This window comes from Candidatus Methanoperedens nitratireducens (assembly GCF_900196725.1).
Taxonomy (GTDB): domain Archaea; phylum Halobacteriota; class Methanosarcinia; order Methanosarcinales; family Methanoperedenaceae; genus Methanoperedens; species Methanoperedens nitroreducens_A.
This window is the reverse complement of the sequence record NZ_FZMP01000096.1, coordinates 1-23,375: the sequence shown is the minus strand read 5'-3', so window position 1 is coordinate 23,375 and position 23,375 is coordinate 1. Positions and strand designations below refer to the sequence as shown.

Here is a 23,375-nt window from a genome sequence, read left to right as displayed (position 1 = left end):
TACCATTTTTCATACCAGGACGCAAAGAGTTCCTATTGCTGTCCTTTGCGGTGAATTCCTGCATCTCTTTGCGGTGAGTTAATCTCCTACCTGTAACCTCGCCGCCATGAGCGTATGCTCCATCAGTATCGCTATCGTCATCGGACCCACGCCCCCCGGTACAGGTGATATTAACTTCACCTTCGGCAGGACATCATCAAAGTCTACATCCCCGTATACCTTTTCATCGAACCATGTTATTCCCACATCGAACACGATCACACCCTCTTTCACCATATCTCCCTTGATAAGCCCGCGCACGCCAGTCGCCACGATGAGTATATCCGCTTCTTTCGTGTGGCTCTTTAGATCTTTAGTGAATACATGGCATACTTTAACAGTCGCATTGCGGTTAAGGAGCATGATCGCGGCGGGTTTCCCCACCACATTGCTGTGCCCCACGACAACTACTTCCATGCCCTGCGGGTCAATATTGAACTCCTCAAGGGCACGGACAATACCCTTGGGCGTACATGGCACGAATCCCTCGCGCCCGATGAGCATCTTGCCCATATTCAGGGGGTTAAAGCCGTCCACGTCTTTCTGAGGTGCAATCCGCATCATAACCTCGCGCTCGTCGATATGTTTTGGCAGGGGCAACTGCACAAGTATCCCGTGTATCTCAGGGCGCCTGTTCAGCGTCTCGATAAGCTCGATTATCTCTTCCTGCTTAGCCTCCTGCGGGAACTTGTGGTCTTCGGATATGATGTCCACGCGCTTGCATGCCCAGTGCTTGAGCTTGACATACAATTTCGAGGGAGGATGCTCTCCCACGAGTATGGTAGCAAGGGCGGGTTTGATGCCGTGCTCTTTTATGAATCTCCCGACCTCGTTCTTGACGTTCGCCTCAATGGCCTGCGCTATTTTCCTCCCGTCTATAACGCGGGGGTCTGTGACCTCGGGAAGCGGCTCCATCCAGGGACCTCACTCGTACGGGATCGGGAAATGCCCGCAAAGTTCAAGAATGGTTCTCTTAACTTCTTTTAATTTCTCCGCATCGTTCATGTTATGAAGGATCTCGTTGATAGCCCAGGCGACAGTTATCATTTCTTTTTCCTTCATCCCCCGCGTGGTTGCTGCGGGAGTCCCGATGCGGATGCCGCTTGTGATGAACGGGCTTCTTGTCTCAAAAGGTATGGTATTTTTGTTCAGAATGATGCCAGCCTCGCTGAGCTTTGCCTCGGCATCCTTCCCGGTTATATCAAGCGGCGTCATGTCAACAAGCATCAGGTGGTTATCCGTGCCGCCGGAGACAAGTTCATTGCCCCTTGATACAAGCTCCGAGGCGACGGTCTTCGCATTTTTCACTATCTGCTTCTGATATTCATTAAAATCCCTGTTCATCGCTTCTTTGAATGCAACTGCCTTTGCAGCAATGATATGCATCAGGGGACCGCCCTGTACACCCGGGAATACCGCCTTATCAATATCCTTCGCATACTCCGACCTGCACATTATCATGCCGCCGCGCGGGCCCCGCAGCGTCTTATGCGTAGTCGTGGTAACAAAATCAGCGTAAGGCACCGGGTCCATATGTATGCCGGCAACGACCAGCCCCGCGATATGCGCGATATCGGCCAGTAAAAGCGCTCCCGCCCCATCCGCTATTTCCCTGAACCTCTTAAAATCTATCTCGCGCGGGTATGCGCTTGCTCCGCAGACGATCATCTTCGGCCTGTGCTTTTTAGCAAGCTCTGCTAGGGTATCATAGTCTATGGTTTTAGTCTCCTTTGAGACGCCGTAGGGCACGATATTGAATAGCTTCCCTGAGAAATTAACAGGGCTCCCGTGTGAAAGATGACCCCCGTGCGACAAATCCATACTCATGATAGTATCCCCGCACTTGAGCATAGCCAGATACACTGCCATGTTCGCCTGTGAGCCTGAATGGGGCTGGACGTTCACATGCTCGGCTTTGAAAAGTTTCTTTGCTCTCTCAATAGCGAGATTCTCTGCCATGTCCACGTATTCGCACCCGCCGTAGTACCTCTTTCCGGGATAGCCCTCGGCATATTTATTCGTCATTACCGAGCCCATAGCCTGGAGTACCGCGCGGCTTGCGTAGTTCTCTGAAGCAATAAGGTTCAGCTTGTTCCTCTGTCTCTCCACTTCATGTTTCATTATTTCGTAAATTTCAGGATCAATTGTTTTTAATGGCATAATGATTCCTTTTTTCAGTGTTTATGATTCTATGATTCTGACCTTCCGTCCTTCTATACGCAATCGGTTTTCGACAAACAATTTCACAGCTTCGGGATAAATCTTGTGTTCCTGTTCAAGTATCCTGTCTGCAAGAGTCTCGGACGTGTCGTCCTCTTTCACTTCCACGCACCTTTGCAGGATTATGGGACCGCAATCAAGCGTCTCATCCACGAAATGGACTGTGCATCCCGCAACTTTCACGCCGTGATCAAACGCCTGCTTCTGAGCATGAAGACCTGGAAAAGCAGGAAGCAGCGCAGGGTGGATGTTGAGCATGCGGTCCCTGAACGCCTCAAGCAGCGTTTTCCCCAGGATCCTCATGTACCCGGCAAGCAGCACAAGTTCAGAACCGTGCTTTTTCAGGACTTTCAGAACCTCTTTCTCGTATAATTCCTTAGATGCAAAATTCCCGGGATTAATAAAAACAGCATCTATCCCGTGCTTTTTTGCACGTTCCAGGGCGTATGCGTTCCCGACGTCGCTGATAACTACAGTAATCCTTGACTTCAGATAGCCATTTTCAATACTATCTATGATTGCCTGGAGGTTTGAGCCCCTTCCTGAAACGAGCACTGCTATGTTCGACACGAGAGGCTCTTATGCCGTCAGGAATATAATATGTTTTGGTTATTTATTGTTTTTGTAAAATTCGGTTAATAAGTCATCTGTGCTGTTAATCTGCGCTTTTGCCAACCCCACAGGGCAATTCGCCTGGTGTTTATCGCCGCATTTTAAACATGCCATATTAAGAGCACGGAGAAAATCGATTCTGTATGGTGGAATTTGTTCTGTCACGTAATTCACCTCTTTTTATCTTACAGCATGGAGATGAATAAAGCTTTTGTTATGCAAGATTTTGGCATTACCGCAACAAATCCATAAGATTTAATATATCCACTGATTATAGAGTTGATTGGAAATATGGCTACCGAAAGCGACGAATATAAAATATCTGCTATAAACACAAAGAACGAGGTAATAGATGTTGTGGTCTGCAAGTGCCAGCACTGCAATGAGAACGTACCTAAAGTCGGGACATGTCCGGACTGTAACACAGAATATATGCACACAAAGACCGTTGAGAACCCGGAGACCGGTTTTATCCATTTCATTTATGAATGCGCGGGCTGTCCGCCCGGCAAAAGGAAAGCGCAGAAGATAATCAAGATAAATGATGGCGGCGGAAGCGATAATAAACGGGATGACTTGATAAAGAACTTTCTTTAAACCGGGCATAAGTGATGAAAAAAAAGATTATTGACATATGGGTTATTCTGAGTATTTCTATTATAGTTATTCTTATCGCAATAAATATCCCTTATACAACAGCAGAGAATTACACGGATAAGGAATTTTACACAGAACAGGAACCATATACAACAACACAGAAATACTTTGAGAAAGATTCATATATAGAGAACGTCCCGTTGAATAATTATACGACATCGGGCTGGTATTTAACCGATGACCGCATAAACGATAAGTTTGATTTAAAGATATCAATAAAAAACACAGGTAACAGCAGCGGGGAATTCTGGATAGCTTTTCACGTAATAAGCACTAACAGGTCGTATGATGTTACGACAGACAGGGTGGTTTTGATGCCTAATGAAAATTACCAGTTCATACAGACATTTGCCGGCAGTTTTTCATATACCTCATATAAAGTATATCAAACGACCAGAGAAGTAACAAAATACCGGGACGTACCTAAAGAAAGAGACATAACAGCATACCGTGATATTGAAAAATCCCGGGATGTGGTCAGGCAGAGGAACATCACATTATCATTGATTGAGCGAATGTTAAAAGACAAAAATCCGTGATGGTAAAGGTTTACCATGAAGAAAGTGTTATGCTACTTGTCGTTTTTATTTAAGCTTCAGATACAAGTTTAATAGCGTCCTTTGGGTGAAGCGCTTTTACTCCGTTTTGTTTTAAAAAAGCATGATTATTTACAGCATCTCTAAAATCCTTATCAAGCGTTATAATTTTTGCCGAGAAATGATTAGCGCATCTGGCAATATAAACATCTTTACGAGGAATCGCCGCTTCATCGGGAAACTGCAATGAATCCGAGAACTCCCGTATTATTTTTTCTGAAGTATGGAATATATTTTGGATCAGCAAATCGACCTGTGGTAAAACGGGCTCATTTTTCGACATATATTTCAGTTTATTTTTGATTGTTTTCTCGTAACACCGATTACATTCGCTATCAACGTATATTTTATGACAATTTTTTAACAAATAGGCAAGAAACCGTGCGGAGCTGGTATCAATGCTATCATACTCGTCCACGCCTCGTATTGCACAATAAAAAATATTTTCATCAACAATGAACTTATATTTCATTTATTTGAATCTAATGCATCAAGATATTCAATGACATTTCTGATATTTTGCTCAAAAAAGCCTGGTAATCCGCCTGAGACTCTTCCATATTCATCAATATCTAATTTTGTTATCTCAGCAACTCCCTTTTCGTTCTTAAAGTAATAAATTGCGATATCATCGAGTGAAATCTCCTTTCTTGCCAGTGCATTAAGAAATCCAAACAATATATGTTCGCTGTGAGTAGCAATTAAAAATTGTTTAGCTTCATTTTTATAAATTTTTATAAATGTTGCGGTGATATCTGATTGAGCTTTAGGATGGAGATGCACTTCAGGTTCTTCTATGAGAAATGTATGTGAAGACTGTGCCAACGCAATGGGTAAGAAAATAAAAAGAAGCTGGTGTATTCCTAAACCCTCATTGATAAAAGAGGTCTCACCATACGTATTTTTTGCTTTTATCTTTACAGTCTTGCCGGGAAGAAGCTCAAAGCTGATTTCTACGCCTAATAGATTCTTAAACCATAATGAAAGCTGGCTCTCTAAATCCCTGTTATAGGGAAGCAGGCTGTTGATAGCCAGCGACCTATCGTATAGTAGCATGAAATCCGTATCAGGCGGAGGCGTATCTGATAGCGGATATGATATCTCTTCAAAACCCCTGAGTCCATAGATTGCATGAATTGAACCGATAAAATCTTTTATGGAATTCACCAAGCCTTCTTTTAACTCTTGAGCGTTTGCCTCTATTTCATATGAAATATTTGTTCCATATGAAGCCCCGCTGGATCTGATTGGTTCACTTATCTCGTTGTGCGTATCTATACTGAAGTCTATTCCATCAATTTTTAAAGAGATAGGGGTTTTATTCTTTTCTCTCCCCTCATTCCAATTCCACCCCAAATTATACTGCCCTCCCTTGATCTCACCGCAATGGTAATTAAGAATGTTATTACGGAATTTCATTTCATAACGAATTTGTATATTTTCTACCCCTTCCTCCTTCAGTGCACGATTTTTTACAGATATATTTCCTTCCATTGAGATGCCAATAAATCTTTCGTCTTTTCTAAGAATATCTTCAAAAGTACCAACATCTATCAATAAGTATGGATTGAGGTAATAATTTTGAGTGGATTTAGGACGTTTTGGTGGAATGATTCGATCATCAGCTTCTATATCGATATCTTTAGGCCCCAACTTTCTTGTTATTGGTTTAGGCGGAATTAGTTGGTCGAAAGATCTCTCCCCATAATCATTCCAGTAATTATCTGGATAAGCACGTACTTTTAAATTTTGCTTTATAAGTTGCAGCGCCTGGAAGATGCTGGATTTCCCGCTATTATTTTGCCCGATAAATAACGTAATTGGTTTAATTTCAAGTGATGTATCTTTGTGCAGCTTGAAATTTTGTATTTTGATTTTTTGTAACATAAATGCTATTATTATTTTCTTTTATATTTATAAACTTGTGTCAATCAATAAACAAAGGCTCATCTGAGTAAGGAATCAAATTTAACTCCCCCGCCCTTTTTAACATCTCCCTAATCGCAAGAACACCATCACCAATATCCAGCGTATAATCATTTACATAAAGCCCGATATGCTGGTCGATCACAGTATCATCCATCTCCTGCGCATTATTTTTGATATACTCACGTGTAGAGGCACGGTTTCGGAACGCATATTCGATGCTTTCCCTTATCATGCGGTCTATTTCCCTTATCACATTTGCACCTAACTCCCTCTTTGCAAGAATCCCGCCAAGAGGTATGGGCAAGCCAGTTTCTTTCTCCCACCATTCCCCAAGGTCGATGAGCTTTATAAGATTGTATTTTGGGTAAGTAAACCGTCCTTCGTGAATTATCAATCCCGCATCCACCGTGCCAAGGCTTACAGCGTTCATGATTCGGTCAAAAGGCATCTCGACCACGTTTTTTATCTCAGGGGCAAATAATTGCAAAAGTAGGTAAGCAGTCGTCATTTTTCCGGGAATGGCTATCTTCCTTCCGTAAAGCTCTGACACCCGTAACGGATTTTTGGAGACAATCAGGGGTCCGCATCCTCTTCCAAGTGCGCTGCCTGAGTGAAGAAGACAATAATTATCCTGAAGATATCCAAAGGCATAGAAAGAGGTCTTGGTCACATCCATCTCTGCATGGAGCGCCATTCTGTTCAGCGTCTCCACATCCCTCAACATCTCAGAGAACTCAACATCCCCGCGGATCTTTTTATGCGCTAAAGCGTAGAAAATGAACGTATCATTCGGGCATGGGGAATAACCTAAGGAGAGTGTTTTCATTTCAACCTTTTTATTAATTCTATTACCGCCTCATTGCAGTTTGAAGCTGCTTTCTTTATGTCCCATTTTTTCATATCCCTGTCCTTGATAATATTACTTATACCGCGGACCTCTATCATCGGTACCCTGTACATCGTGCATATGTGCGCTACCGCAGCGCCCTCCATGTTCTCGCATATGCCATTGAAGCGCTTCTTCATTATTTCCCCGGATTCGCGGGTTCCGGAACACTGCGATACTGTTACGAAATTACCGGAACTAACGTTGAGTCCTGCATCCTTTAAAGCTTTTATTGCGCGCTGTACCAGTTCCGTATCCATCGGGAAGGTATTGTAATATTCTCTTTCGTCTTTTAATAAAGGGAAGCCCATGAATTTCATGGATTTCCAGCCATCTTTTGTTAACACCCCTTCATCGCCGTAGCTCTCGCTCTCCGCAACGACAATATCGCCGACCTCTCCTGAATATCCGCCTCCGATACCGAAAAGTATGAGAATATCTACATTGTAATTCTCCAGCATCAACGTTGCAGAGTGGGCAGCGTTGACCTTACCCACGCCGCAATGGGTAAAGAGAACAGGCTTTCCATATAGCTCGCCCTCGGATATGACTTTCATTTCCTGCTTCGGTTGCGGACTCAGCCTGCCTCTTAATCCTTCTGACTCAGCAGGCGTAGGGGCAATTAATGCAAAATTCATAGCTCCTATTTAATATGCTTTAATCCTTAAAGCTTTATAATATGCTGGTTCACATAATTTTCACAAAGTTGTTTATATACAACACATTAATAGATATCAACATGTTAAGAGCAAAAGCGTTCCTTAATACTTCTTTCATGAAGGATAACTGGATTCTGCTTCTCCTGGCATGTTTCTTTTTCCTTGTCTATGCCTCAATAAAGTTAAACGAGATGTTCGGTATATTGTTAGAGGAGAACAGTTCAGAGTTCCTGCAGGAAATAACCATCCTTGGGGTACTGACATGCAGCGTATTATCGCAATATAAATGGTTCAAACTGACAAGCCCGGCAAAATATAACCGCTAAAAAATAACCGCCTGGTTTTTTACCATTTTCCTGAGCGCAGGATAGAAATAATTAGCCCCATCCCGAAAATACCTGCAAGCAAATATCCGAAGACACCGAGCAAAGGCACACCCCAGAGGCTGGGCGACATCCTTGTCTGGATAATAAGCGAGGAGCCCACTATCAGCGCGGCTATTATCAGGCTAAAAGACAAACGGTTACTTACTACATCCAGTTTCTCGGTAACAGTCTCAAGTCCCCGGTGCTCCAGTTCAATCTTAAGTGTCCCTTTTTCTGCCTGTGCAAGAATATGATTGATCCTCTTTGGAAAGGCCTTTACCAGGCGGATAAAATCCCATGCTATCTTTGTGGTCTCCCCGGTCAGATAAGAAATTCCTGTACGCTCCTGGATGATTTTATTAAAGTAAGGTTCGGCAAGTTCTGCAAAATTGTAATCAGGGTCAAGTTTGCGGTTGATCTCATTGACAATGCTGAGAGTTTTCGACAGCAGCATGACGTTTGTAGGGATGATGCCCCCGCTCTTTGATATTATTCTTATAAGTTCCTGTAAAAATTCTATGGGATCAGTAAATTTAATACTGAGACCATAGTACCTGTTCACAAGCTCCTCAAGCTGGATTCTGAGCATTGGACTCTCAGCTCCGATATGGCTGATTAATCCCAGCTCTATGATGCTCTCTATGAGTAAATCAATGTCGTTTTTCCTTATGGCTATCATTATATCTGCAAGGTTTTCACGAAGTACGGGATCAACATAACCCGCCATCCCGAAATCAAGAAAGACAATAGTCTCATCCCTGGAGACCAGAATATTTCCCGGGTGCGGATCTGCATGATAAAAACCATCCTCAAATATCATTTTCAGGTAAGCATTTGTAAGGATTCTGGAAATTCTTTTCTTATCGTGCCCTGCGCCTTCAAGTTGCTCCAGGTCTGATACTTTAATACCCTCCAGATATTCCATTGTTAAAGCATGCTTTGTGATATATTTCCAGTATATCCTGGGTATCCTGACAGTCGTGCTGCCTTCAAAATTCAGATAAAAGTTGTCTGCATTCCGGGCTTCGTGGATGTAATCAATCTCCAGCCGGATAATACGGGAAAACTCTTCTACAAAACCGACGACGTTGTAAGACCTGCTCTCTTTTACATGCTTTTCGGCGAATTTTGCCAGGCTCATTAAGATCGACAGATCAATCTCGATCATTCTCTCAATACCAGGTCTCATCACTTTAACCGCTGCTTCCTCTCCCCCGGGGAGTCTGGCGCGGTGTACCTGCCCTATTGAAGCTGCAGCAATCGGTTCAGGATCAAATGATAAAAAAATCTCTTCAATGCTTCTTCGAAATTCGTTTTCGATTACTCTTTTCACCTCAGAGTAATCAAAAGGCGGGACCCGGTCCTGAAGTTTTACCATCTCATTTATGAATTCTTCCGGGACGATATCGTAGCGTGTGCTTAAGATCTGCCCGAATTTTATAAATGTGGTCCCAAGCTCTTCTAATGCAAGGCGCAGCCTTTCTGCTTCGGATAGTGCGAGCAACTGTTCCCGGAGGGGTTCTTGTCCGGTAATTCTCTCACGAAGTGACCTGAGCGGGCGAAGCCTGAACCTGTCAACAAGGTATCCGAAACCATACCGTACCAGTACATTGACTATCTTCCGGTATCGCTTAACATATGCATTTTCTCTATCCAGCAGATCCAAGGCATTACTTCCAGAATATACCTATTACTCGGTCATGGGTTGTTTTATTTGTTCAAGTTCTTTAATTCTTTTCTCAAGAACATCGACATCAACTCTCATCACGGTATTTTTTTCAAGTATTTCGAGCCTTTTCTCAAGACGATCAAGGTTTGTTCTCATTTCAGCATTTTTTTCAAGTACCTCAACCCTCTTTTTCTCGAAAGCCTCAAGGTCCTCTCTCATCGCAACCCCGCTTTTTTCAAGAGATTCTCTGATCGTCTGGTTTATTTTATTTTCGATATCTTTGAGCTGCTTATCTTGCTCGGATAACACATCCCTGACGAATTTTTTACCTTCCTCTCTGCTCATTTCCCCTTTTTTTATCATTTCCTGGGTAAATTCTTCAGCCTTTTCCTGAGTCAGGGATATTACCCCTATGCCGAACAATCCCATTTTTCTCAACATCTCTGACATTTCTGACATTTGTGTTCCTCCATTAATTAACTACGTCTGTTTAATTGATAATGCAATTGGTCGGAGTAAGGCTTATAACAGCCGGTATTGGATTAACTTATTAACTGTTAATGCAAAGTGCATATTACATTATGAAACTTCGTCACACTCTTCTAATTTAATATCTCCCATAGGTATAAAAATCTATTGCTTTATTCGCAAAACTCGTTATGAAGTTCGATTATTCAAGTATCATTAAGCAAATAGCAAGAAGGGCAGGCTGGGGAGTGGGGTTGATTTATTAAAATTGAGACCTGCCCACAAACATACCTAAACAATTTTGTTGCATTTAAAATCCTATGTTTGTCAAACATATGTTAAAAGCATGTGTCGAAAAGTTTAAATATTAATAAGTACATGTCTAAAAATAGCCCGGTTTTACTAATTTTAAACAGGCGGGCTTAAAGGGAGTGGACCTTATCGGGGAGGAACTCACGTTTCTCCCCATACCTATCAAAGTATATGAAAAAATATAAAGGTTTACCCTTACTGGATAAGATGCTCAAAACATGTGCGGAAAATATAAATCCACAAAGAGCCTATAAGAAGGCGGAGACTTAGAGGATGACTTCTGAACAACGATCAGCAGAGCATGGCATGTCGAATATTCGGGTACTGGAACTGGAGAATTGTGTAATCCTGATGTGTGAGAAATGCGGTGAGACCTGGAGTCCGGATGGATTGGATTCATGGGCATGCCCTAATGGATGCAACAAGTTTGAAGCCGTAAAGGATTTTTAGTAAACCATAAAATACTTCACAGGAAAATCTTATCGCAGTTATTAAGATCATTTTCACAAAGATAAGCTAATAAGCACCACAGGATATTAACTGATAATCTTTTTGATGAAGGAGAAAAATGAAATTGATCTTTAGCGGTATAATGATCCCGGTATCGACAATAGACTGGTACGGCAGGTCTGCGTCTGTTATTTTCTTCAATGGCTGCAATTTTGACTGCCTTTACTGCTCTAACAACAAGTTCATCGAGGTGGCAAACCGTCTTGAACCCCTCTTCAAGAAAGGCACTGCCGTAGATATCGAGGAGATAGAGAAACAGGTCCTTGACGCAAAAAGCTTCATAAGCGCCGTGGTTTTCTCAGGCGGGGAGCCAACCGCGCATCCACGGGAGCTTGAACACCTTGCAAGGTTCGCAAAAGGGCATGGGCTGCTTGTGGGCATTGAGACCAATGGATACTATCCCGATCGCCTCCGGGCTCTTATCGAGAAGAAACTGGTGGATAAGCTCTTCATTGATATCAAGGTTCCGCCTGATGACGCAAAAAGATACACTATCATAACAGGAGGGGTCAGGGATGCGGCTGAACATGCCCTCCAGTCTCTGGCTCTCCAGGATGTCGCTATTGAGGTCAGGACTACAGTATTCAGGTCTTTTGCAGACGTTACCGGTATCGCCAGGTCACTGAAAGGCCGTGACTGCACCTATGTAATCCAGCAGGGTATCCCTGAATATGCACCTGATGGGAAGATAAAAAAGGAGAAACCTTTTACCAGGGATGAGCTGGAGGCTCTTGCTCAAAGCGTATCGTTTTTGAAGGATGTCAGGATAAGGACACGGGAAAAAGGGGAAGAGAGGATCATTTAAAAGTTTTTAATTTCCACACCAGCATAAATTATTTTGTGTTACAGACCGTTCAGATGCAGATGAAACAAATCCATGCGAGCGATTTTTCTGAAGGCTATGGCGAGATTATTACAGCCGCGATATTATGGGGACTTGCAGGGATTTTTGCAAAAAGATTATCGGGATGTCTGTCCAGAATATTATTTTTTACAGGGTCGCATTGGCTTTCCTGATTATTTTAATTATTTTGTTGATTTCAGGGAACGTGGATAAAATAAAGCTAAAAGATAAAAAAATTTACCTGGTGTTATTCAGCATACTTCAGGTGGCGACGATGCTGACATACTTCGTCTCAGTTTTAAATGCGTCCGTTTCGGTCGCGGTGCTGTTGCTGTACACGGCGCCTGTGTATGTAACTGTGCTCTCGCCTCTCCTTTTGAAAGAAAATCCTACCAGAAAAGAGATCATGGCCCTTATTTTATCAATCGTCGGCATAGTAATTATCGTAGACCCTGAAAAGCTTGATTTTTCCTATTCGGTTGGAATTGCGGCAGGCATACTATCTGGCATCTCGTATGCGCTTGAGATACTGACCTCAAAATATATCGGCCAGAGTTACACGGGCTATACCCAGGCTTTCTGGAGTTTCGCAATTGCCGTACTTATTCTGCTTCCGGTCGGTATCGTTCCTATCGAGATAGTCTCAGGAAATATTGTTTATCTTATACTTTTAGCGATATTCCCGACCATTCTTGCTGTATCACTGTATTTTAACGGGCTGAAGAAGGTAAAAGCATCAAATGCCAGCATCCTGGGTCTGATAGAACCTGTGAGCGCGGTTATTTTAGCCGTCCTCATCCTTGGTGAGAGAGTCACAATACCCATACTGCTCGGCGGTGCCCTTATATTGGCAGGAGCAGCAATAGTTATGCGAGAAAGATGAATGAAGAGATCCACAGTTACTATATAGAAGCGGGAAAGATAGCAGCCAGGGTCAGAAATGAGGCCGTATGCAGAATAAAAGAGGATGTCGCTCTGCTTGAGGTCGCGGAATACGCTGAGAACAGGATAAAGGAATTGGGAGGGAATATTGCCTTTCCCTGCAATATTTCCATCAATGAGATCGCTTCACATTACACGCCTGAAGATAATCTGCGGTGCTTCTGTAAAGGAGATGTCGTAAAAATAGATACAGGGGTGCACATTGAAGGTTATATTGCGGATACTGCAAGTACGGTAGAGGTAGGGACAGGAAATCACAGGAAATTGATAAACGCCTGCGAAGAGGCGCTTGAGAAAGCCATCGCTGCCATCAAAGATAATACCGAAACAAAAGCGATCGGAAAAATAATCGGAAATACAATTAAAAAACACGGCTTCAACCCTGTCAAGGACCTGACCGGGCATAGCCTTGAGCAGTACAGGCTCCATGCAGGTGTTACTATCCCGAACTACGGGAGCTTTCTCAGTCAGAAGATAAAAAAAGATATGGTATTTGCAATCGAACCTTTTGCCACATACGGGAAGGGTAACATAAAATACGGGAAGCCGCATATCTTTGCAGTGAACGGCATGACCAGGACAAAGGAAGGCCGGCAGATAAAGGACAGGTTCGGTACCCTGCCTTTTGCGAAAAGATGGGTTCCGCAAATAAAGGTTGGAGATATTAAAGGATTAAGGAAATACTTCGAGTTGAGCGAAGCCGATGGAGAGATCGTTGCACAGGCAGAGCATACCGTGATTATCAATGAGAACGGATGTGAAGTAACAACAAGATAATGACAAGTAATAATAAGTATTAAATAGATTATAATAATGAAGAAAATGGACAAAAAAGATACGATCATCTACGAAGCCCATGGGAACATTTATCTTAACATCACGAACAGATGCACTGCCGAATGTGTTTTTTGCATCAAGCGTTATTCGGACGGTGTGTACGGCTATAACCTCAGGCTCTCAAAGGAACCGTCGCTTTCTGTAATTATTAATGAACTATCGCAAGCCGACCTTTCAAAATATAAAGAAGCGGTCTTCACAGGTATGGGTGAACCGCTGCTGCGCCTGGATGATGTGCTCAAGATAACAAGATGGCTTACCGACCGAGGTGTTCCGACCCGGCTTGATACCATCGGTCATGCCAGGATCCTGTATCCCGGCAGGAACGTGGCAAAAGAACTGGCAGAAGCAGGTATGAAAGTTGTTTCTGTCAGCCTGAACGCACAGGATGAGAATACGTATAATAATCTATGCGGACCGAAATTAAGAGATGCGTACAAAAAAATGCTTGATTTTGCCCGCGACATCTCAAAAGCCGGGATAGAGCTGCGGTTCACAGTGGTTGAGCTGCCGGTCGTGGATATCGAAGAATGCAGGAAGCTTGCTAAAGGATATTGTGCAGACTTTAAGGTAAGAGGTTATAGCGGTCCGGTTTAAAATTCTTACCATAAGTTATAATAATTACAATGTCCATTTACCCTGAGCAGGGTAAGGAGGATAATCTCTGAAAAAATTGTTGTGGTATCTGATTGCAGGAACACGCGGCGGGCAGACCCGGGCGTTAATCCTGAAGCTCCTTATTGACAGACCGTATAATGCGAACCAATTAGCTGAGGTGCTGAATATGGATTATAAGACCATAAGGCATCATCTCGATGTCCTTGTCAAAAACGGAGTAATAACAATGGAGGGAGATAAATACGGCGCAATGTATTTCATTTCTAAGACCATGGAGGCGAATATAGATGAGTTTAACAAGATTTGGGAAAAAATTGATAAACAGGGTAAATAACATAAGCAGGAGGTAATCCTATTCAGATAACAGAAATTTCTTATTATATTACAGCAGGAAACATTGTTCTGCTGCTGGTACTTTTAGTTTCGTATATTGAGATTTACAGAAAAATCAGATCTAACTTTACATTAGGACTGATCATATTCACGATTGCACTCCTGCTCCAGAGCTTTTCCCGGGCTGTACTGCTGCTTTTGATCATTGCAAACCCACCTCCACCTCCTGTTTATCCGTTAATAGTCAACCTGCTGGGATATAACCCGATATATGTAGTGATACCGGATGCGATTGAGTTCATTGCTTTGAGTATATTATTATATTTCACCAGAGAATAAAATTTATCAGCCAATCTTTTGCAACTTCTTCCCGGATAAGTTCAAGATATCATACCCAAACAAATTATTAACCCGGAAGAACATTATTAGAGCCGGATATCATGTCAAAAGAATGTGAGTACTGTGGTTTCAGGGACCCGATGCCGTTCACATGCAAATTTTGCGGCAATTCATACTGTTATAACCACCGCCTGCCCGAATCGCATGATTGCACTGGGCTTGTATTGTTCAAAAAGAAGGTCCATGAGAGCGGAAAATATTACTATGCGCCGGATTCAGCACCGACCAGGCGCAGGAGTCCTGCATTCAGGTCGCTGAACAACGCCATCTCGGTAATAAAAAGCAATTATTCGCTGGCTATTCTTATAATAGCGATCATATCGTTCTTTCTGGAATACATCATCCCCGGGTACTCTTCTTTGCTGGAACTTGACCCCCTGGGGATTGCTTCAAGACCATGGACCCTTGTGACGCATATATTCCTGCATTCAGGTCCGATACACCTGCTGTTCAATATGATGTTCTTGTTCTTTTTCGGACCCGAACTTGAGCGCAGGATCGGTGGAAAGAGATTCCTTACTGTATTTTTCCTTTCAGGTATAATCGCAGCGATAGGCTATTCGCTATGGTCTGTTTTTGTCCTCCAGTACCCCGCGCCTGCCGTGGGGGCAAGCGGAGCAATAATGGGGATATTTGCCTGTCTTGCCATTCTGGCCCCGGATATCCAGGTATATATATATTTCATCCCTATGAAAATAACCTATGCACTGATATTTTTCGCCCTGCTTGACCTCCTGTTCATAGGCTCAGGAGACACGATAGCACGCAGTGCCCATCTGACCGGGGTAGTAGCAGGTCTGGTCATGGGAAGGCAGATAAAGGGAAGCGGGCGGTATGCCGGGTATTAGGGCTGTTTATTAGGACTTTAAAGCGTTTAAAAAGGATATAAAGGATTTGCACTTCTTTTGTTTAAGCACGTCGAAATCCAATTCACTGGCATATCTTGGAAGGCGGCTCTTTGTATATTTGAAATTGGTTTTCAGTTCTTCGGATGGCTTTGAATGCCATTTTAAATTTTTACTGATACATATCCATTCTTCAATTTCGTAATCTGTCAGGATAATTTCTACAGGGGTTTTCATGTCTTTTGGCACATGACGTTTGATATTTGCATATCGATATTCACGTTTCTGAGGCTCATCAGAGTCCAGTATAATTATTATCTTATCGCAGGTGTCATCGAAGACTTTCAAAATCCTGTCGAGCTTTGTATTACATAAAGGACGCATGGGTTTTGAGCCTGTGACGGTTGTTTTTCTAACCAGCTTTTTATCGTTAAGCTGCACGATTACGTTTTTTAAAAATTCGCCTCCGTAATCGTCTTCGGAGATTATTTTAATGTTCATGCCTGCTGTTCTGTTTTAAATAGGTCTCCGTAAATCCAGCCCTCGCTAAAAGTTATGCCCTTTTTTATTAAGAATTCTTTTATTTTTTCGGGGTCTTTTATACGCCTAAATTTAGATTCTCCCTGTTCTTTTTCGACCAGAATAATATTACTTAGTTCGGTCATATCAACTACAATGGGCGAATGCGTTGTGATTATTGTCTGTGTATCGCCTATTTTGATTGTATCTAAAATAAGCTCCAATGTCGATGGATGCAGAGAGTTCTCGATTTCATCAATTATGAGCAGGGGCGGCTTTAAATAAATCGCTATGAGTATAGTTAAAATTTTATAGAAGCCGTCTGAGGTATTGGGTGGTAAAAGTTCAAGACCATCCTCAAAGAATTTTATCATAACTCTGCCATCATCGGTAATATGAGGGCGTACGTCAATTTTTGGGAAAACCATTGTGAAGGGATTGTAAATTTCTTCTGGGATTTTACCTTCTTTGAGATAAATGGTGTGATATACGCTTGCGATATTGGTTCCGTCTTCTTGCAGGGCTTCTTCTCTTCTGAATACTTGAGGAGTTTTCATCATTCGAATATTGAGAGGATATAAAATCAGTAACTTATTAAAAATTGAAAGTATCATATCCAGAGAAATTATAAAAACTTGGGGAGTATAATATTTGTTTTCAGGGTCGGGGATTGCAGGACATAAAATGTGAATTTCCTCAAACATTTCTTCTTTTTTTGTTCTTGGCTGCCTAATTTCAGAAAAAACAAATATTTTTGCGGTTTTTTTTCCGTAAGTTTGAACCCCCCCCATATCGAGAAAACATCCGTATTAATATATCCAGTATTATATCCATCCAATAGCCTTTTATCCAAATCTGTTCTAAATTTTCTCTCTTGTGTCAATTTGTTCTTATTTTTTCTTAAATTTACTTTGCTCCCATAATCTGTATCGTATTCATCAAGATTTTTGATGATGCTAATTATAAAATTTTTGTCGTGTTTAATAGTTATCCATTCACCTTCTTTATAGATTTTTACATAATCCCTGACATCTAATATTTCGCGCAAAATCTGAAATTTCTGCCCCACCCCAGTAAAGTTTGTCTCAAAATAAACATCATAACCTTCAATATCAAAAGTCAGCCCAATAATTATAGGCAGCTCCTCTTTTCTCTGCCATACTACATTGTCATAACCCCACCATTCCAAAAACGGGAAACTATCTTTACCTGCGTAAATCTTTTTCAAAAGCCTGAATGCTTCAATTAAATTTGATTTCCCGGATGCGTTCGCCCCCACCACCACGTTCAATTTCCCTATATCGATTTCGCAATCATGCAGGCTCTTGAAATTTTTAATAACGACCTTTCTAAGAGTTGCGTTCACCATCATAGCTTATTTTAAAAAGCATATTATTTAAATTTTTGTAACAGATATAGCCGTTCTTCAGATGGTTACCAGCACATGCATGAAACCATTGGTAACTTATTGCATACTGTTGTAACGGGTTACAACAGGAATCTGCTATTCAATTTTGTAAATATTTAACAAACCGCAGATAAACGCAGATGAACGCAGATTTGTTGCTCCGCATCTGCATTTATCTGATGTTCTTACTTCAGATTAAATGCCGAATTAGCGGATGGTTTCTAAAATCCAACCCTTTTAACCGTCATTTCGGTATCTCTTTCGGTCCCGCCACCCTCTTATAGTCGCTGTGGTACTCGTACTGCCTGCCGCCCGCTTCCAGTATGATTACAAAACCGGGGGTTATAACCTGCGCGTACATCTTACCTTCCTCCGGGAATCCGAGGCTTGTATCCTGCCAGTCCTTTTTCTCCTGTTTGATGAGATGAATCTGATTTTCAGATATGTTCAACCTTTTAGCAAGGTCTGATTTAGCCATATCCACGACGGGTGGATATTCAGGTGTTACTGAACTGCTAGCAGTAGTATTGCCGGGTCTGGTCTCCACACAGCCGGAAACAAGAGGAATTATTAAAAGTAACATTACCAGTATTAATCTCATATACTTACATTATATCCTGATTGTATTAAAGAATACGGGATAGAGGAGCCAAAAAAAGCAACACTTATGGATAGGATAGGAGACAGTCTCGGCCCCTCAATCATAAGTTGGTATCTTCCGGTTTAAATGATTTTTCCAGTATTACACCAAAATTCACCCTGAATGGAGCCCCAAATTTTTAAGCAGACAGAGCGCTTAGATAATGAAAATATGATACGAACATTCATCGCAGTCGAATTACCGGAAAAATTCAGACCGGAGATAGGAAAAATAGGCTCCATACTGAAGTCTCCCGGAATAAAACTTGTAGAGCCAGAAATTGTACATATAACCATGAAATTTCTGGGGGACATACCTGAAGACAAAGTTGAATCCATCGCCTCGGCATTGTCGCAGGTCAATTGCAAGCCGTTTGAGGCAAGAATAAAAGGTGTAGGCGTATTCCCGAAGCCTGCATATATCAAGGTCATCTGGCTCGGGGCAGAGGGAGATTTTGATAACCTGCATAAGGAGATCGAGCGTGTCCTAGCGCCGTTCAGGTTTGAAAGAGACCGCCAGTTCACTCCCCACGCTACCCTTGCCCGCGTAAAACTGATGGGTGAGAAAGCGGCTCTCCTTGAGAAGATCAACAAGCTGGCAGATATTGATCTTGGCAGTATGAGCGTCAGTTCTATAAGTCTTAAAAAAAGCACACTCACTCCGGATGGCCCGGTATATCAGACATTAAAAGAAATAAAGCTCTGAGTTACTCGCACATGGCGTTCGCCGGCTTTTATTAAACTTTTGTGGAGGCATGCCCAGGACGGGATTCGAGCCCGTGACCTCCAGATTTCTCAGGAGACAAGCGCCTCTTCAGATTTACCCTATGAGTCTGGCGCCCTAACCAGCTAGGCCACCTGGGCATAACCCTACCCTACATGCCAAAGATGTATTAAAACATATCGCCTTTCAATCAAATTCGCTAATAGCGGGGCATGGATTCGAACCATGGATCTACGGGTTATGAGCCCGTCGGGATTTCCTGACTACCCTACCCCGCTTCTTGGAGTAAAAATAGTACCCCTTCAATGTTAATGATAACTGATAAAGACTTCGGTTATGCAATTTTTGGATTTAAATTGAGAAACTTAATAATCCTTGAACGTTTATTAGATATAAAATAAAAATAACATGGATTTTGCGATAGAGACTGACAGGATAACCAAGAAATTCGGGGATATTACTGCTGTAAATAACATCAGCATCAAAGTTGAAACAGGAGAGCTGTTCGGGCTTCTCGGTCCCAACGGTGCCGGGAAGACGACCCTGATAAGCATGCTGTCCACCATGATCGAACCCACAACGGGAAGCGCGAAGGTATGGGGTTTTGATGTCGGGAGGGAATCTTCGCAGGTCAGGCAGAATATCGGCATGGTATTCCAGGATACCACACTGGATGACCGCCTCACGGGCAGGGAAAACCTCGACCTGCACGGAAGGCTTTACGGCTTGGACAGCAAAACCAGGAAAAAAAGGATAGCAGAGGTGCTGTCTCTTGTCGAACTGGCAGACAGGGCGGATGCAATAGTAAAGACCTATTCAGGCGGCATGATGAGGCGCCTTGAGATAGCGCGCGGGCTCATGCACCATCCTCATGTCCTGTTCCTCGATGAACCCACACTTGGTCTTGACCCGCAGACGAGAACCCATATCTGGGAATACATAAGGACGCTGAATAAAGAAGAGGGCGTGACCATCGTGCTCACAACACACTATATGGAAGAGGCAGACCACCTGTGCGGCAGGATTGCTATAATCGATAACGGCGAGATTGTCGCGCTCGATACGCCTGAAGCCCTGAAAGAAATGCTCGGCGGGGACGTGATAACCCTGGAGGCGGAAAGACGTGAAGATACGACGAGGCTAAGCGAGGTCTATAAGCAAAACGGATGCGCCTGTATAGTTTCCCTGAAAGGGAACGAAGTTTTTATAACCGTAAGGGAGGGCGAGCGCCAGATACCGCATGTGCTTGCCCTGGCTTCGGATGCAGGTATCCCAGTCCGCTCGGTCAGCCTGCGTAAACCCACGCTGGATGACGTATTCCTACATCACACAGGCAAGGCTATAAGAGATAAAGAGGTAAGTGAAGTCGAACAGGTCAGGTACAAGATCCAGGCTCGGAGGAAATAATAGTGAAAAAAGCGATGAACACGATATATACCATGTGGCTTCGGGAGATGCTGAGATTCTGGCGGTCAAAATCGCGAGTTGTGGGATCTCTTGCAACACCGTTCTTTTTCCTCGTCATTTTAGGTACAGGTTTCAGCTCATCTTTCCAGCTTCCAGGAGGGCGACCGTTCGATAAAAACTTTTTAGCTCCGGGTTTAATAGGAATGGCTGTCCTCTTCTCATCACTCCTCGGGGGTGTATCTATACTGTGGGACAGGGAGTTCGGGTTTCTGAAGGAAATCCTGATAGCTCCTGTCAGCCGCTTCTTCGTCGCGCTCGGAAAGGCTGTAGGTGGTGTAACAACAGCCATGATCCAGGGCATTTTGATCCTGATTATCGCCTGGTTAATCGGGGTGGATTACATATCTCTCTGGGGTGTCCTGGCTGCTATTGTTATTATGTTCATCTCCGGGATAGGGTTCATAGGCCTGGGTATTGCGCTTGCTTCCAGGATCGACAGTCATGAAGGATTCCAGATGGTCATGAGCTTCCTGACCATGCCTCTTGTCCTTCTGAGCGGGGCGTTTTTCCCGATCTCACAGCTGCCGTCCTGGTTAAGCGTTCTCGTATATGCCAATCCTCTTACCTACGGCGTCGAAGCGCTTCGCTGGTATCTGCTTGGCAACTCTACTATCCAGATAGAACTGTCAGTTGTAGTGCTTGTACTATTCGCTCTTGCGATGACAGGGCTGGGCGGGAAAATGTTTGAGAAGACGAGTGTTTGATATGATAGTTATATCAGGCGGGACCGGCACACCGAAACTGCTCCAGGGTCTTCGTTCGTTGATGCCTGAGGAGGATATCACGGTAATAGTGAACACCGCTGAAGACATTATGATATCTGGAAACCTTGTCTCTCCTGACGTGGATACCGTACTATACCTTTTTTCCGGACGGCTGGATGATGCAAAGTGGTGGGGTGTTAAGAACGATACCTTTCATACCTTTCAGGCTTTGAAGAAAATGGGAATTGACGAAAAGCTTATGATAGGCGACATGGACCGCGCTGCCCATATATTCCGCACGGCATTAATGCGAAATGGGGCGTTACTGACAGAAGCCACAGAGCAGCTTTCTTCGGCTCTGGGAATAAAAGCCCGGATTCTTCCCATGTGCGATGAGAAAGTGGATACAATGATCGATACGCCGCAGGGGCTTATGCATTTCCAGGATTTCTGGGTTGGCGCGCACGGTGAGCCCGATGTACTGGATGTTCGCATTAAAAACATTGGAAGAGCAAAACCCACAAATGAAGTGCTTGGTGCTCTTGATAGTGAGGAAAATGTGATAATCGGGCCGAGCAACCCGATAACAAGTATCGGACCGATACTTGCACTAAAAGGTATGCGCAAAAAATTATCCCGGAAAAAAGTGATCGCGGTCAGTCCTATCATCGGGGATTCACCCGTCAGCGGCCCGGCAGGGAAATTGATGGCGGCGCAGGGTTTTCCGGTATCTTCGTGTGGTGTGGCTGAATATTATAAGAAAATTCTGGACATTATGGTCATTGACCGGAAGGACACTGCGGATGAGAACGACTTTCCGGTAAGAACAGTAAGATACGATACACTGATGACCTCGGTTGAGAAAAGCAAGGCACTTGCAGAAAATATACTCGGACTATTTCGGGATATTGGGTAGTAGCGCAAGTCCCCTGTCAGTAAGTCTGTATGTGTCGCCCTCAATTTTGATATAATTCCCTTTCATCAGGAAATCGGTCTGGAAATTGAATACAGCATCATTCACTGCCACTTCTTTTTGTAGGTCGCTCTTTTTTTTTCCGAATACCCCTATGGCTTTTATCATTTTCCTTCTCACAGGATGCTCAAGTGCCTTGACCATAAGTTCATGGTCTGCGACCTTAGCTTCCCGCACGGAAGGGCGCCGCTCAAGCATAGCTTCAAGCTCATCATCGCTTATTTCAGGCATATTATATCCTCCCTCACTCAAGGAACATCTCTACCCTGCAGAGGTAAGCTGCTATCTTATTATCCTCGATCTTTACATCAAAATCCTTGATAGTAGCCCTTGTGATCCTGCCTTTCTGCTTGAATATCGGAAGTTTTGACGCATCCTCTATTGCGTTTTTTGCTGCCTGTTCCCAGCTCTCAGGGGATGAGCCGACCGTGTCGATTATTTTGACGAATGGCATTTCTGTCACCATGGGTATGTTGGGGTTAGAGGATAATAAAGGTCTCTACGGTGTATTTTGTGTGGTATTTAAGGAAAAATACAATATATTATGGGGCCATATAAAACAGCATCATCCGAACATCACGGAGCAAGAAATTTTAAACGGTCTGATATATGGTTTATACAAACCAGATAAAAGCATTGAGGGGCGCTATGTATCGTGGTCAAAATTTACAAGTCCCGTTAGGCTTATACGCATTGTGTTCGAAATCCATCGAACTCCAGACGATGGATTTGTGCTCGTGATAACAGCTTTCGAAGAAGAATAGACAAAAAGTACGGATTAAGGGAATAAAATAGATGAAAACCAAGAAAGAAAAAACAGAAATACCAGAAAATATACCCGTCATAAGCCAGGAAATGATGGACAAAACCGCCATCGAGATAGCTAAAAGGCGCGCTGGTAAAAAAGAATCGCAAATGAAAGGCGTCAGAGATATTAAATGCCCTTCATGTGGAAATAATACAATGAACTATAGCGACGAATTAACTTTTGAAGTTATTTTAGCCGGCGAAAGAATAGTAATCCCAAATCTTACAGGTTTGAAATGCTCGAAATGCGGGGAAGTAGCCTTTGATGCAAATTCCACTAAAATTATAGAGAAATACACGACAAATAAACCTACTGGAGGATATGAATCAAAAATCTCCACTGTAGGGGGAGGAAAGATTGGAATGTGGACTGCACCCCAAAAAGTGGACAGGT

At 43.1% G+C, this 23,375-nt stretch carries 30 protein-coding genes and 2 tRNA genes; 15 read left to right on the top strand and 17 right to left on the bottom strand.

Annotation, left to right across the window (positions count from 1 at the left end; genetic code table 11):
• Positions 1–78: 78 nt before the first annotated feature.
• From MNV_RS07500 to purN, 3 genes are read right to left on the bottom strand one after another with little or no spacing between them, the layout of a single operon-like run.
• Positions 79–954, bottom strand: coding sequence for a bifunctional 5,10-methylenetetrahydrofolate dehydrogenase/5,10-methenyltetrahydrofolate cyclohydrolase (locus MNV_RS07500; protein ID WP_096204913.1), 876 nt, complete (start codon positions 952–954; stop codon positions 79–81).
• 9 nt (positions 955–963) lie between these two features.
• Complete coding sequence (glyA, locus tag MNV_RS07495; RefSeq protein ID WP_096204912.1) at positions 964–2,202, bottom strand: serine hydroxymethyltransferase; 1,239 nt, start codon at positions 2,200–2,202, stop codon at positions 964–966.
• 18 nt (positions 2,203–2,220) lie between these two features.
• On the bottom strand, positions 2,221–2,829 hold the full coding sequence (gene purN, locus MNV_RS07490) for a phosphoribosylglycinamide formyltransferase (RefSeq protein WP_096204910.1): 609 nt from the start codon (positions 2,827–2,829) through the stop codon (positions 2,221–2,223).
• 333 nt (positions 2,830–3,162) lie between these two features.
• On the opposite strand from purN, the gene MNV_RS07485 reads away from it, so the two are divergent.
• Together MNV_RS07485 and MNV_RS07480 are read left to right on the top strand one after the other, a co-directional pair.
• Positions 3,163–3,468: a hypothetical protein gene (locus MNV_RS07485; protein ID WP_096204908.1), complete on the top strand. Its 306-nt coding sequence runs from the start codon at positions 3,163–3,165 to the stop codon at positions 3,466–3,468.
• A gap of 14 nt (positions 3,469–3,482) precedes the next feature.
• Positions 3,483–4,067, top strand: a complete 585-nt coding sequence (locus tag MNV_RS07480) for a hypothetical protein (RefSeq protein ID WP_096204906.1) — start codon at positions 3,483–3,485, stop codon at positions 4,065–4,067.
• A gap of 49 nt (positions 4,068–4,116) precedes the next feature.
• Here the strand turns inward: MNV_RS07480 and MNV_RS20140 are convergent, their stop codons facing one another.
• Genes MNV_RS20140 through mqnB form a run of 4 tightly spaced genes read right to left on the bottom strand, consistent with a single transcriptional unit; the run spans position 4,117 to position 7,577 of the window.
• Positions 4,117–4,596: a hypothetical protein gene (locus MNV_RS20140; protein WP_096204905.1), complete on the bottom strand. Its 480-nt coding sequence runs from the start codon at positions 4,594–4,596 to the stop codon at positions 4,117–4,119.
• Complete coding sequence (locus MNV_RS07470) at positions 4,593–6,011, bottom strand: DUF3696 domain-containing protein (RefSeq protein ID WP_096204903.1); 1,419 nt, start codon at positions 6,009–6,011, stop codon at positions 4,593–4,595. The genes MNV_RS20140 and MNV_RS07470 overlap by 4 nt, the downstream gene beginning before the upstream one ends.
• Positions 6,012–6,051: 40 nt before the next feature.
• Positions 6,052–6,879 (bottom strand): menaquinone biosynthesis family protein, encoded by an 828-nt coding sequence (locus MNV_RS07465; RefSeq protein ID WP_096204902.1) that lies wholly within the window; start codon positions 6,877–6,879, stop codon positions 6,052–6,054.
• A complete protein-coding gene (gene mqnB / locus MNV_RS07460; protein WP_096204900.1) occupies positions 6,876–7,577 on the bottom strand; it encodes a futalosine hydrolase in 702 nt (233 codons plus the stop codon). The genes MNV_RS07465 and mqnB overlap by 4 nt, the downstream gene beginning before the upstream one ends.
• A 101-nt stretch (positions 7,578–7,678) precedes the next feature.
• Between mqnB and MNV_RS07455 the strand changes: the two genes are divergently transcribed.
• The gene (locus MNV_RS07455; protein WP_143311689.1) at positions 7,679–7,924 is read left to right on the top strand and encodes a hypothetical protein; all 246 of its coding nucleotides are present in this window, start codon (positions 7,679–7,681) and stop codon (positions 7,922–7,924) included.
• Positions 7,925–7,943: 19 nt separating this feature from the next.
• Here MNV_RS07455 and MNV_RS07450 read toward each other — a convergent pair whose 3' ends face one another.
• Positions 7,944–9,629: an ABC1 kinase family protein gene (locus MNV_RS07450; protein ID WP_096204896.1), complete on the bottom strand. Its 1,686-nt coding sequence runs from the start codon at positions 9,627–9,629 to the stop codon at positions 7,944–7,946.
• A 24-nt stretch (positions 9,630–9,653) separates the two neighbouring features.
• Positions 9,654–10,091, bottom strand: coding sequence for a phasin family protein (locus MNV_RS07445; protein ID WP_096204894.1), 438 nt, complete (start codon positions 10,089–10,091; stop codon positions 9,654–9,656).
• A 594-nt stretch (positions 10,092–10,685) separates the two neighbouring features.
• Between MNV_RS07445 and MNV_RS19475 the strand changes: the two genes are divergently transcribed.
• From MNV_RS19475 to MNV_RS07415, 7 genes are all read left to right on the top strand, one after another.
• Entirely contained in the window at positions 10,686–10,862 is a 177-nt protein-coding gene (locus MNV_RS19475) for a hypothetical protein (protein WP_179293858.1), read from the top strand.
• Positions 10,863–10,980: 118 nt separating this feature from the next.
• Complete coding sequence (locus MNV_RS07440; protein WP_096204892.1) at positions 10,981–11,727, top strand: anaerobic ribonucleoside-triphosphate reductase activating protein; 747 nt, start codon at positions 10,981–10,983, stop codon at positions 11,725–11,727.
• A gap of 124 nt (positions 11,728–11,851) precedes the next feature.
• The gene (locus MNV_RS07435) at positions 11,852–12,649 is read left to right on the top strand and encodes a DMT family transporter (protein ID WP_096204890.1); all 798 of its coding nucleotides are present in this window, start codon (positions 11,852–11,854) and stop codon (positions 12,647–12,649) included.
• Complete coding sequence (map, locus tag MNV_RS07430; protein WP_096204888.1) at positions 12,646–13,485, top strand: type II methionyl aminopeptidase; 840 nt, start codon at positions 12,646–12,648, stop codon at positions 13,483–13,485. The genes MNV_RS07435 and map overlap by 4 nt, the downstream gene beginning before the upstream one ends.
• Before the next feature lie 36 nt (positions 13,486–13,521).
• Entirely contained in the window at positions 13,522–14,142 is a 621-nt protein-coding gene (locus tag MNV_RS07425; protein ID WP_096204886.1) for a TatD family nuclease-associated radical SAM protein, read from the top strand.
• A 76-nt stretch (positions 14,143–14,218) separates the two neighbouring features.
• Positions 14,219–14,497, top strand: coding sequence for a winged helix-turn-helix domain-containing protein (locus tag MNV_RS07420; protein WP_218837936.1), 279 nt, complete (start codon positions 14,219–14,221; stop codon positions 14,495–14,497).
• Positions 14,498–14,936: 439 nt separating this feature from the next.
• The gene (locus MNV_RS07415) at positions 14,937–15,743 is read left to right on the top strand and encodes a rhomboid family intramembrane serine protease (RefSeq protein ID WP_096204882.1); all 807 of its coding nucleotides are present in this window, start codon (positions 14,937–14,939) and stop codon (positions 15,741–15,743) included.
• Between the two features lie 9 nt (positions 15,744–15,752).
• Here the strand turns inward: MNV_RS07415 and MNV_RS07410 are convergent, their stop codons facing one another.
• From MNV_RS07410 to MNV_RS07395, 4 genes are all read right to left on the bottom strand, one after another.
• Positions 15,753–16,241: a hypothetical protein gene (locus tag MNV_RS07410; protein WP_096204880.1), complete on the bottom strand. Its 489-nt coding sequence runs from the start codon at positions 16,239–16,241 to the stop codon at positions 15,753–15,755.
• The gene (locus tag MNV_RS07405; protein WP_179293857.1) at positions 16,238–16,963 is read right to left on the bottom strand and encodes an AAA family ATPase; all 726 of its coding nucleotides are present in this window, start codon (positions 16,961–16,963) and stop codon (positions 16,238–16,240) included. Before MNV_RS07405 ends, MNV_RS07410 begins: the two co-directional genes overlap by 4 nt.
• Entirely contained in the window at positions 16,885–17,628 is a 744-nt protein-coding gene (locus MNV_RS07400) for an AAA family ATPase (protein ID WP_096204878.1), read from the bottom strand. The genes MNV_RS07405 and MNV_RS07400 overlap by 79 nt, the downstream gene beginning before the upstream one ends.
• Positions 17,629–17,911: 283 nt before the next feature.
• Complete coding sequence (locus tag MNV_RS07395) at positions 17,912–18,268, bottom strand: hypothetical protein (protein WP_096204876.1); 357 nt, start codon at positions 18,266–18,268, stop codon at positions 17,912–17,914.
• A 210-nt stretch (positions 18,269–18,478) separates the two neighbouring features.
• Between MNV_RS07395 and thpR the strand changes: the two genes are divergently transcribed.
• A complete protein-coding gene (gene thpR, locus MNV_RS07390) occupies positions 18,479–19,012 on the top strand; it encodes an RNA 2',3'-cyclic phosphodiesterase (RefSeq protein ID WP_096204919.1) in 534 nt (177 codons plus the stop codon).
• A gap of 50 nt (positions 19,013–19,062) precedes the next feature.
• Here thpR and MNV_RS07385 read toward each other — a convergent pair.
• Together MNV_RS07385 and MNV_RS07380 are read right to left on the bottom strand one after the other, a co-directional pair.
• Positions 19,063–19,170: transfer RNA gene (locus MNV_RS07385), tRNA-Met, on the bottom strand.
• 63 nt (positions 19,171–19,233) lie between these two features.
• A tRNA-Met gene (locus MNV_RS07380) sits at positions 19,234–19,308 on the bottom strand.
• A 130-nt stretch (positions 19,309–19,438) separates the two neighbouring features.
• On the opposite strand from MNV_RS07380, the gene MNV_RS07375 reads away from it, so the two are divergent.
• Genes MNV_RS07375 through cofD form a run of 3 tightly spaced genes read left to right on the top strand, consistent with a single transcriptional unit; the run spans position 19,439 to position 22,117 of the window.
• The gene (locus MNV_RS07375; protein ID WP_096204875.1) at positions 19,439–20,437 is read left to right on the top strand and encodes an ATP-binding cassette domain-containing protein; all 999 of its coding nucleotides are present in this window, start codon (positions 19,439–19,441) and stop codon (positions 20,435–20,437) included.
• A gap of 2 nt (positions 20,438–20,439) precedes the next feature.
• Positions 20,440–21,201: an ABC transporter permease gene (locus tag MNV_RS07370; RefSeq protein WP_256999989.1), complete on the top strand. Its 762-nt coding sequence runs from the start codon at positions 20,440–20,442 to the stop codon at positions 21,199–21,201.
• A 1-nt stretch (position 21,202) separates the two neighbouring features.
• Entirely contained in the window at positions 21,203–22,117 is a 915-nt protein-coding gene (cofD, locus tag MNV_RS07365; RefSeq protein WP_096204873.1) for a 2-phospho-L-lactate transferase, read from the top strand.
• Here the strand turns inward: cofD and MNV_RS07360 are convergent.
• Together MNV_RS07360 and MNV_RS07355 are read right to left on the bottom strand one after the other, a co-directional pair.
• Positions 22,097–22,405 (bottom strand): helix-turn-helix domain-containing protein, encoded by a 309-nt coding sequence (locus tag MNV_RS07360; RefSeq protein WP_096204871.1) that lies wholly within the window; start codon positions 22,403–22,405, stop codon positions 22,097–22,099. The genes cofD and MNV_RS07360 overlap by 21 nt on opposite strands.
• Before the next feature lie 13 nt (positions 22,406–22,418).
• On the bottom strand, positions 22,419–22,628 hold the full coding sequence (locus MNV_RS07355) for a dodecin family protein (protein WP_096204915.1): 210 nt from the start codon (positions 22,626–22,628) through the stop codon (positions 22,419–22,421).
• A gap of 341 nt (positions 22,629–22,969) precedes the next feature.
• On the opposite strand from MNV_RS07355, the gene MNV_RS07345 reads away from it, so the two are divergent.
• Positions 22,970–23,375, top strand: a 406-nt coding sequence (locus MNV_RS07345; RefSeq protein ID WP_143311688.1) for a YgiT-type zinc finger protein, incomplete at its 3' end; no start/stop codon positions are given.

Coding starts and splice junctions, on each gene's coding strand:
- MNV_RS07500 (WP_096204913.1), bottom strand. CDS start 954: ATGGAGCCGCTTCCCGAGGTCACAGACCCCCGCGTTATAGACGGGAGG.
- MNV_RS07485 (WP_096204908.1), top strand. CDS start 3,163: ATGGCTACCGAAAGCGACGAATATAAAATATCTGCTATAAACACAAAG.
- MNV_RS07480 (WP_096204906.1), top strand. CDS start 3,483: ATGAAAAAAAAGATTATTGACATATGGGTTATTCTGAGTATTTCTATT.
- MNV_RS20140 (WP_096204905.1), bottom strand. CDS start 4,596: ATGAAATATAAGTTCATTGTTGATGAAAATATTTTTTATTGTGCAATA.
- MNV_RS07470 (WP_096204903.1), bottom strand. CDS start 6,011: ATGTTACAAAAAATCAAAATACAAAATTTCAAGCTGCACAAAGATACA.
- MNV_RS07465 (WP_096204902.1), bottom strand. CDS start 6,879: ATGAAAACACTCTCCTTAGGTTATTCCCCATGCCCGAATGATACGTTC.
- mqnB (WP_096204900.1), bottom strand. CDS start 7,577: ATGAATTTTGCATTAATTGCCCCTACGCCTGCTGAGTCAGAAGGATTA.
- MNV_RS07455 (WP_143311689.1), top strand. CDS start 7,679: ATGTTAAGAGCAAAAGCGTTCCTTAATACTTCTTTCATGAAGGATAAC.
- MNV_RS07445 (WP_096204894.1), bottom strand. CDS start 10,091: ATGTCAGAAATGTCAGAGATGTTGAGAAAAATGGGATTGTTCGGCATA.
- MNV_RS19475 (WP_179293858.1), top strand. CDS start 10,686: ATGACTTCTGAACAACGATCAGCAGAGCATGGCATGTCGAATATTCGG.
- MNV_RS07440 (WP_096204892.1), top strand. CDS start 10,981: ATGAAATTGATCTTTAGCGGTATAATGATCCCGGTATCGACAATAGAC.
- MNV_RS07435 (WP_096204890.1), top strand. CDS start 11,852: ATGGGGACTTGCAGGGATTTTTGCAAAAAGATTATCGGGATGTCTGTC.
- map (WP_096204888.1), top strand. CDS start 12,646: ATGAATGAAGAGATCCACAGTTACTATATAGAAGCGGGAAAGATAGCA.
- MNV_RS07425 (WP_096204886.1), top strand. CDS start 13,522: ATGAAGAAAATGGACAAAAAAGATACGATCATCTACGAAGCCCATGGG.
- MNV_RS07415 (WP_096204882.1), top strand. CDS start 14,937: ATGTCAAAAGAATGTGAGTACTGTGGTTTCAGGGACCCGATGCCGTTC.
- MNV_RS07410 (WP_096204880.1), bottom strand. CDS start 16,241: ATGAACATTAAAATAATCTCCGAAGACGATTACGGAGGCGAATTTTTA.
- MNV_RS07405 (WP_179293857.1), bottom strand. CDS start 16,963: ATGTTTGAGGAAATTCACATTTTATGTCCTGCAATCCCCGACCCTGAA.
- MNV_RS07400 (WP_096204878.1), bottom strand. CDS start 17,628: ATGGTGAACGCAACTCTTAGAAAGGTCGTTATTAAAAATTTCAAGAGC.
- MNV_RS07395 (WP_096204876.1), bottom strand. CDS start 18,268: ATGAGATTAATACTGGTAATGTTACTTTTAATAATTCCTCTTGTTTCC.
- thpR (WP_096204919.1), top strand. CDS start 18,479: ATGATACGAACATTCATCGCAGTCGAATTACCGGAAAAATTCAGACCG.
- MNV_RS07375 (WP_096204875.1), top strand. CDS start 19,439: ATGGATTTTGCGATAGAGACTGACAGGATAACCAAGAAATTCGGGGAT.
- cofD (WP_096204873.1), top strand. CDS start 21,203: ATGATAGTTATATCAGGCGGGACCGGCACACCGAAACTGCTCCAGGGT.
- MNV_RS07360 (WP_096204871.1), bottom strand. CDS start 22,405: ATGCCTGAAATAAGCGATGATGAGCTTGAAGCTATGCTTGAGCGGCGC.
- MNV_RS07355 (WP_096204915.1), bottom strand. CDS start 22,628: ATGCCATTCGTCAAAATAATCGACACGGTCGGCTCATCCCCTGAGAGC.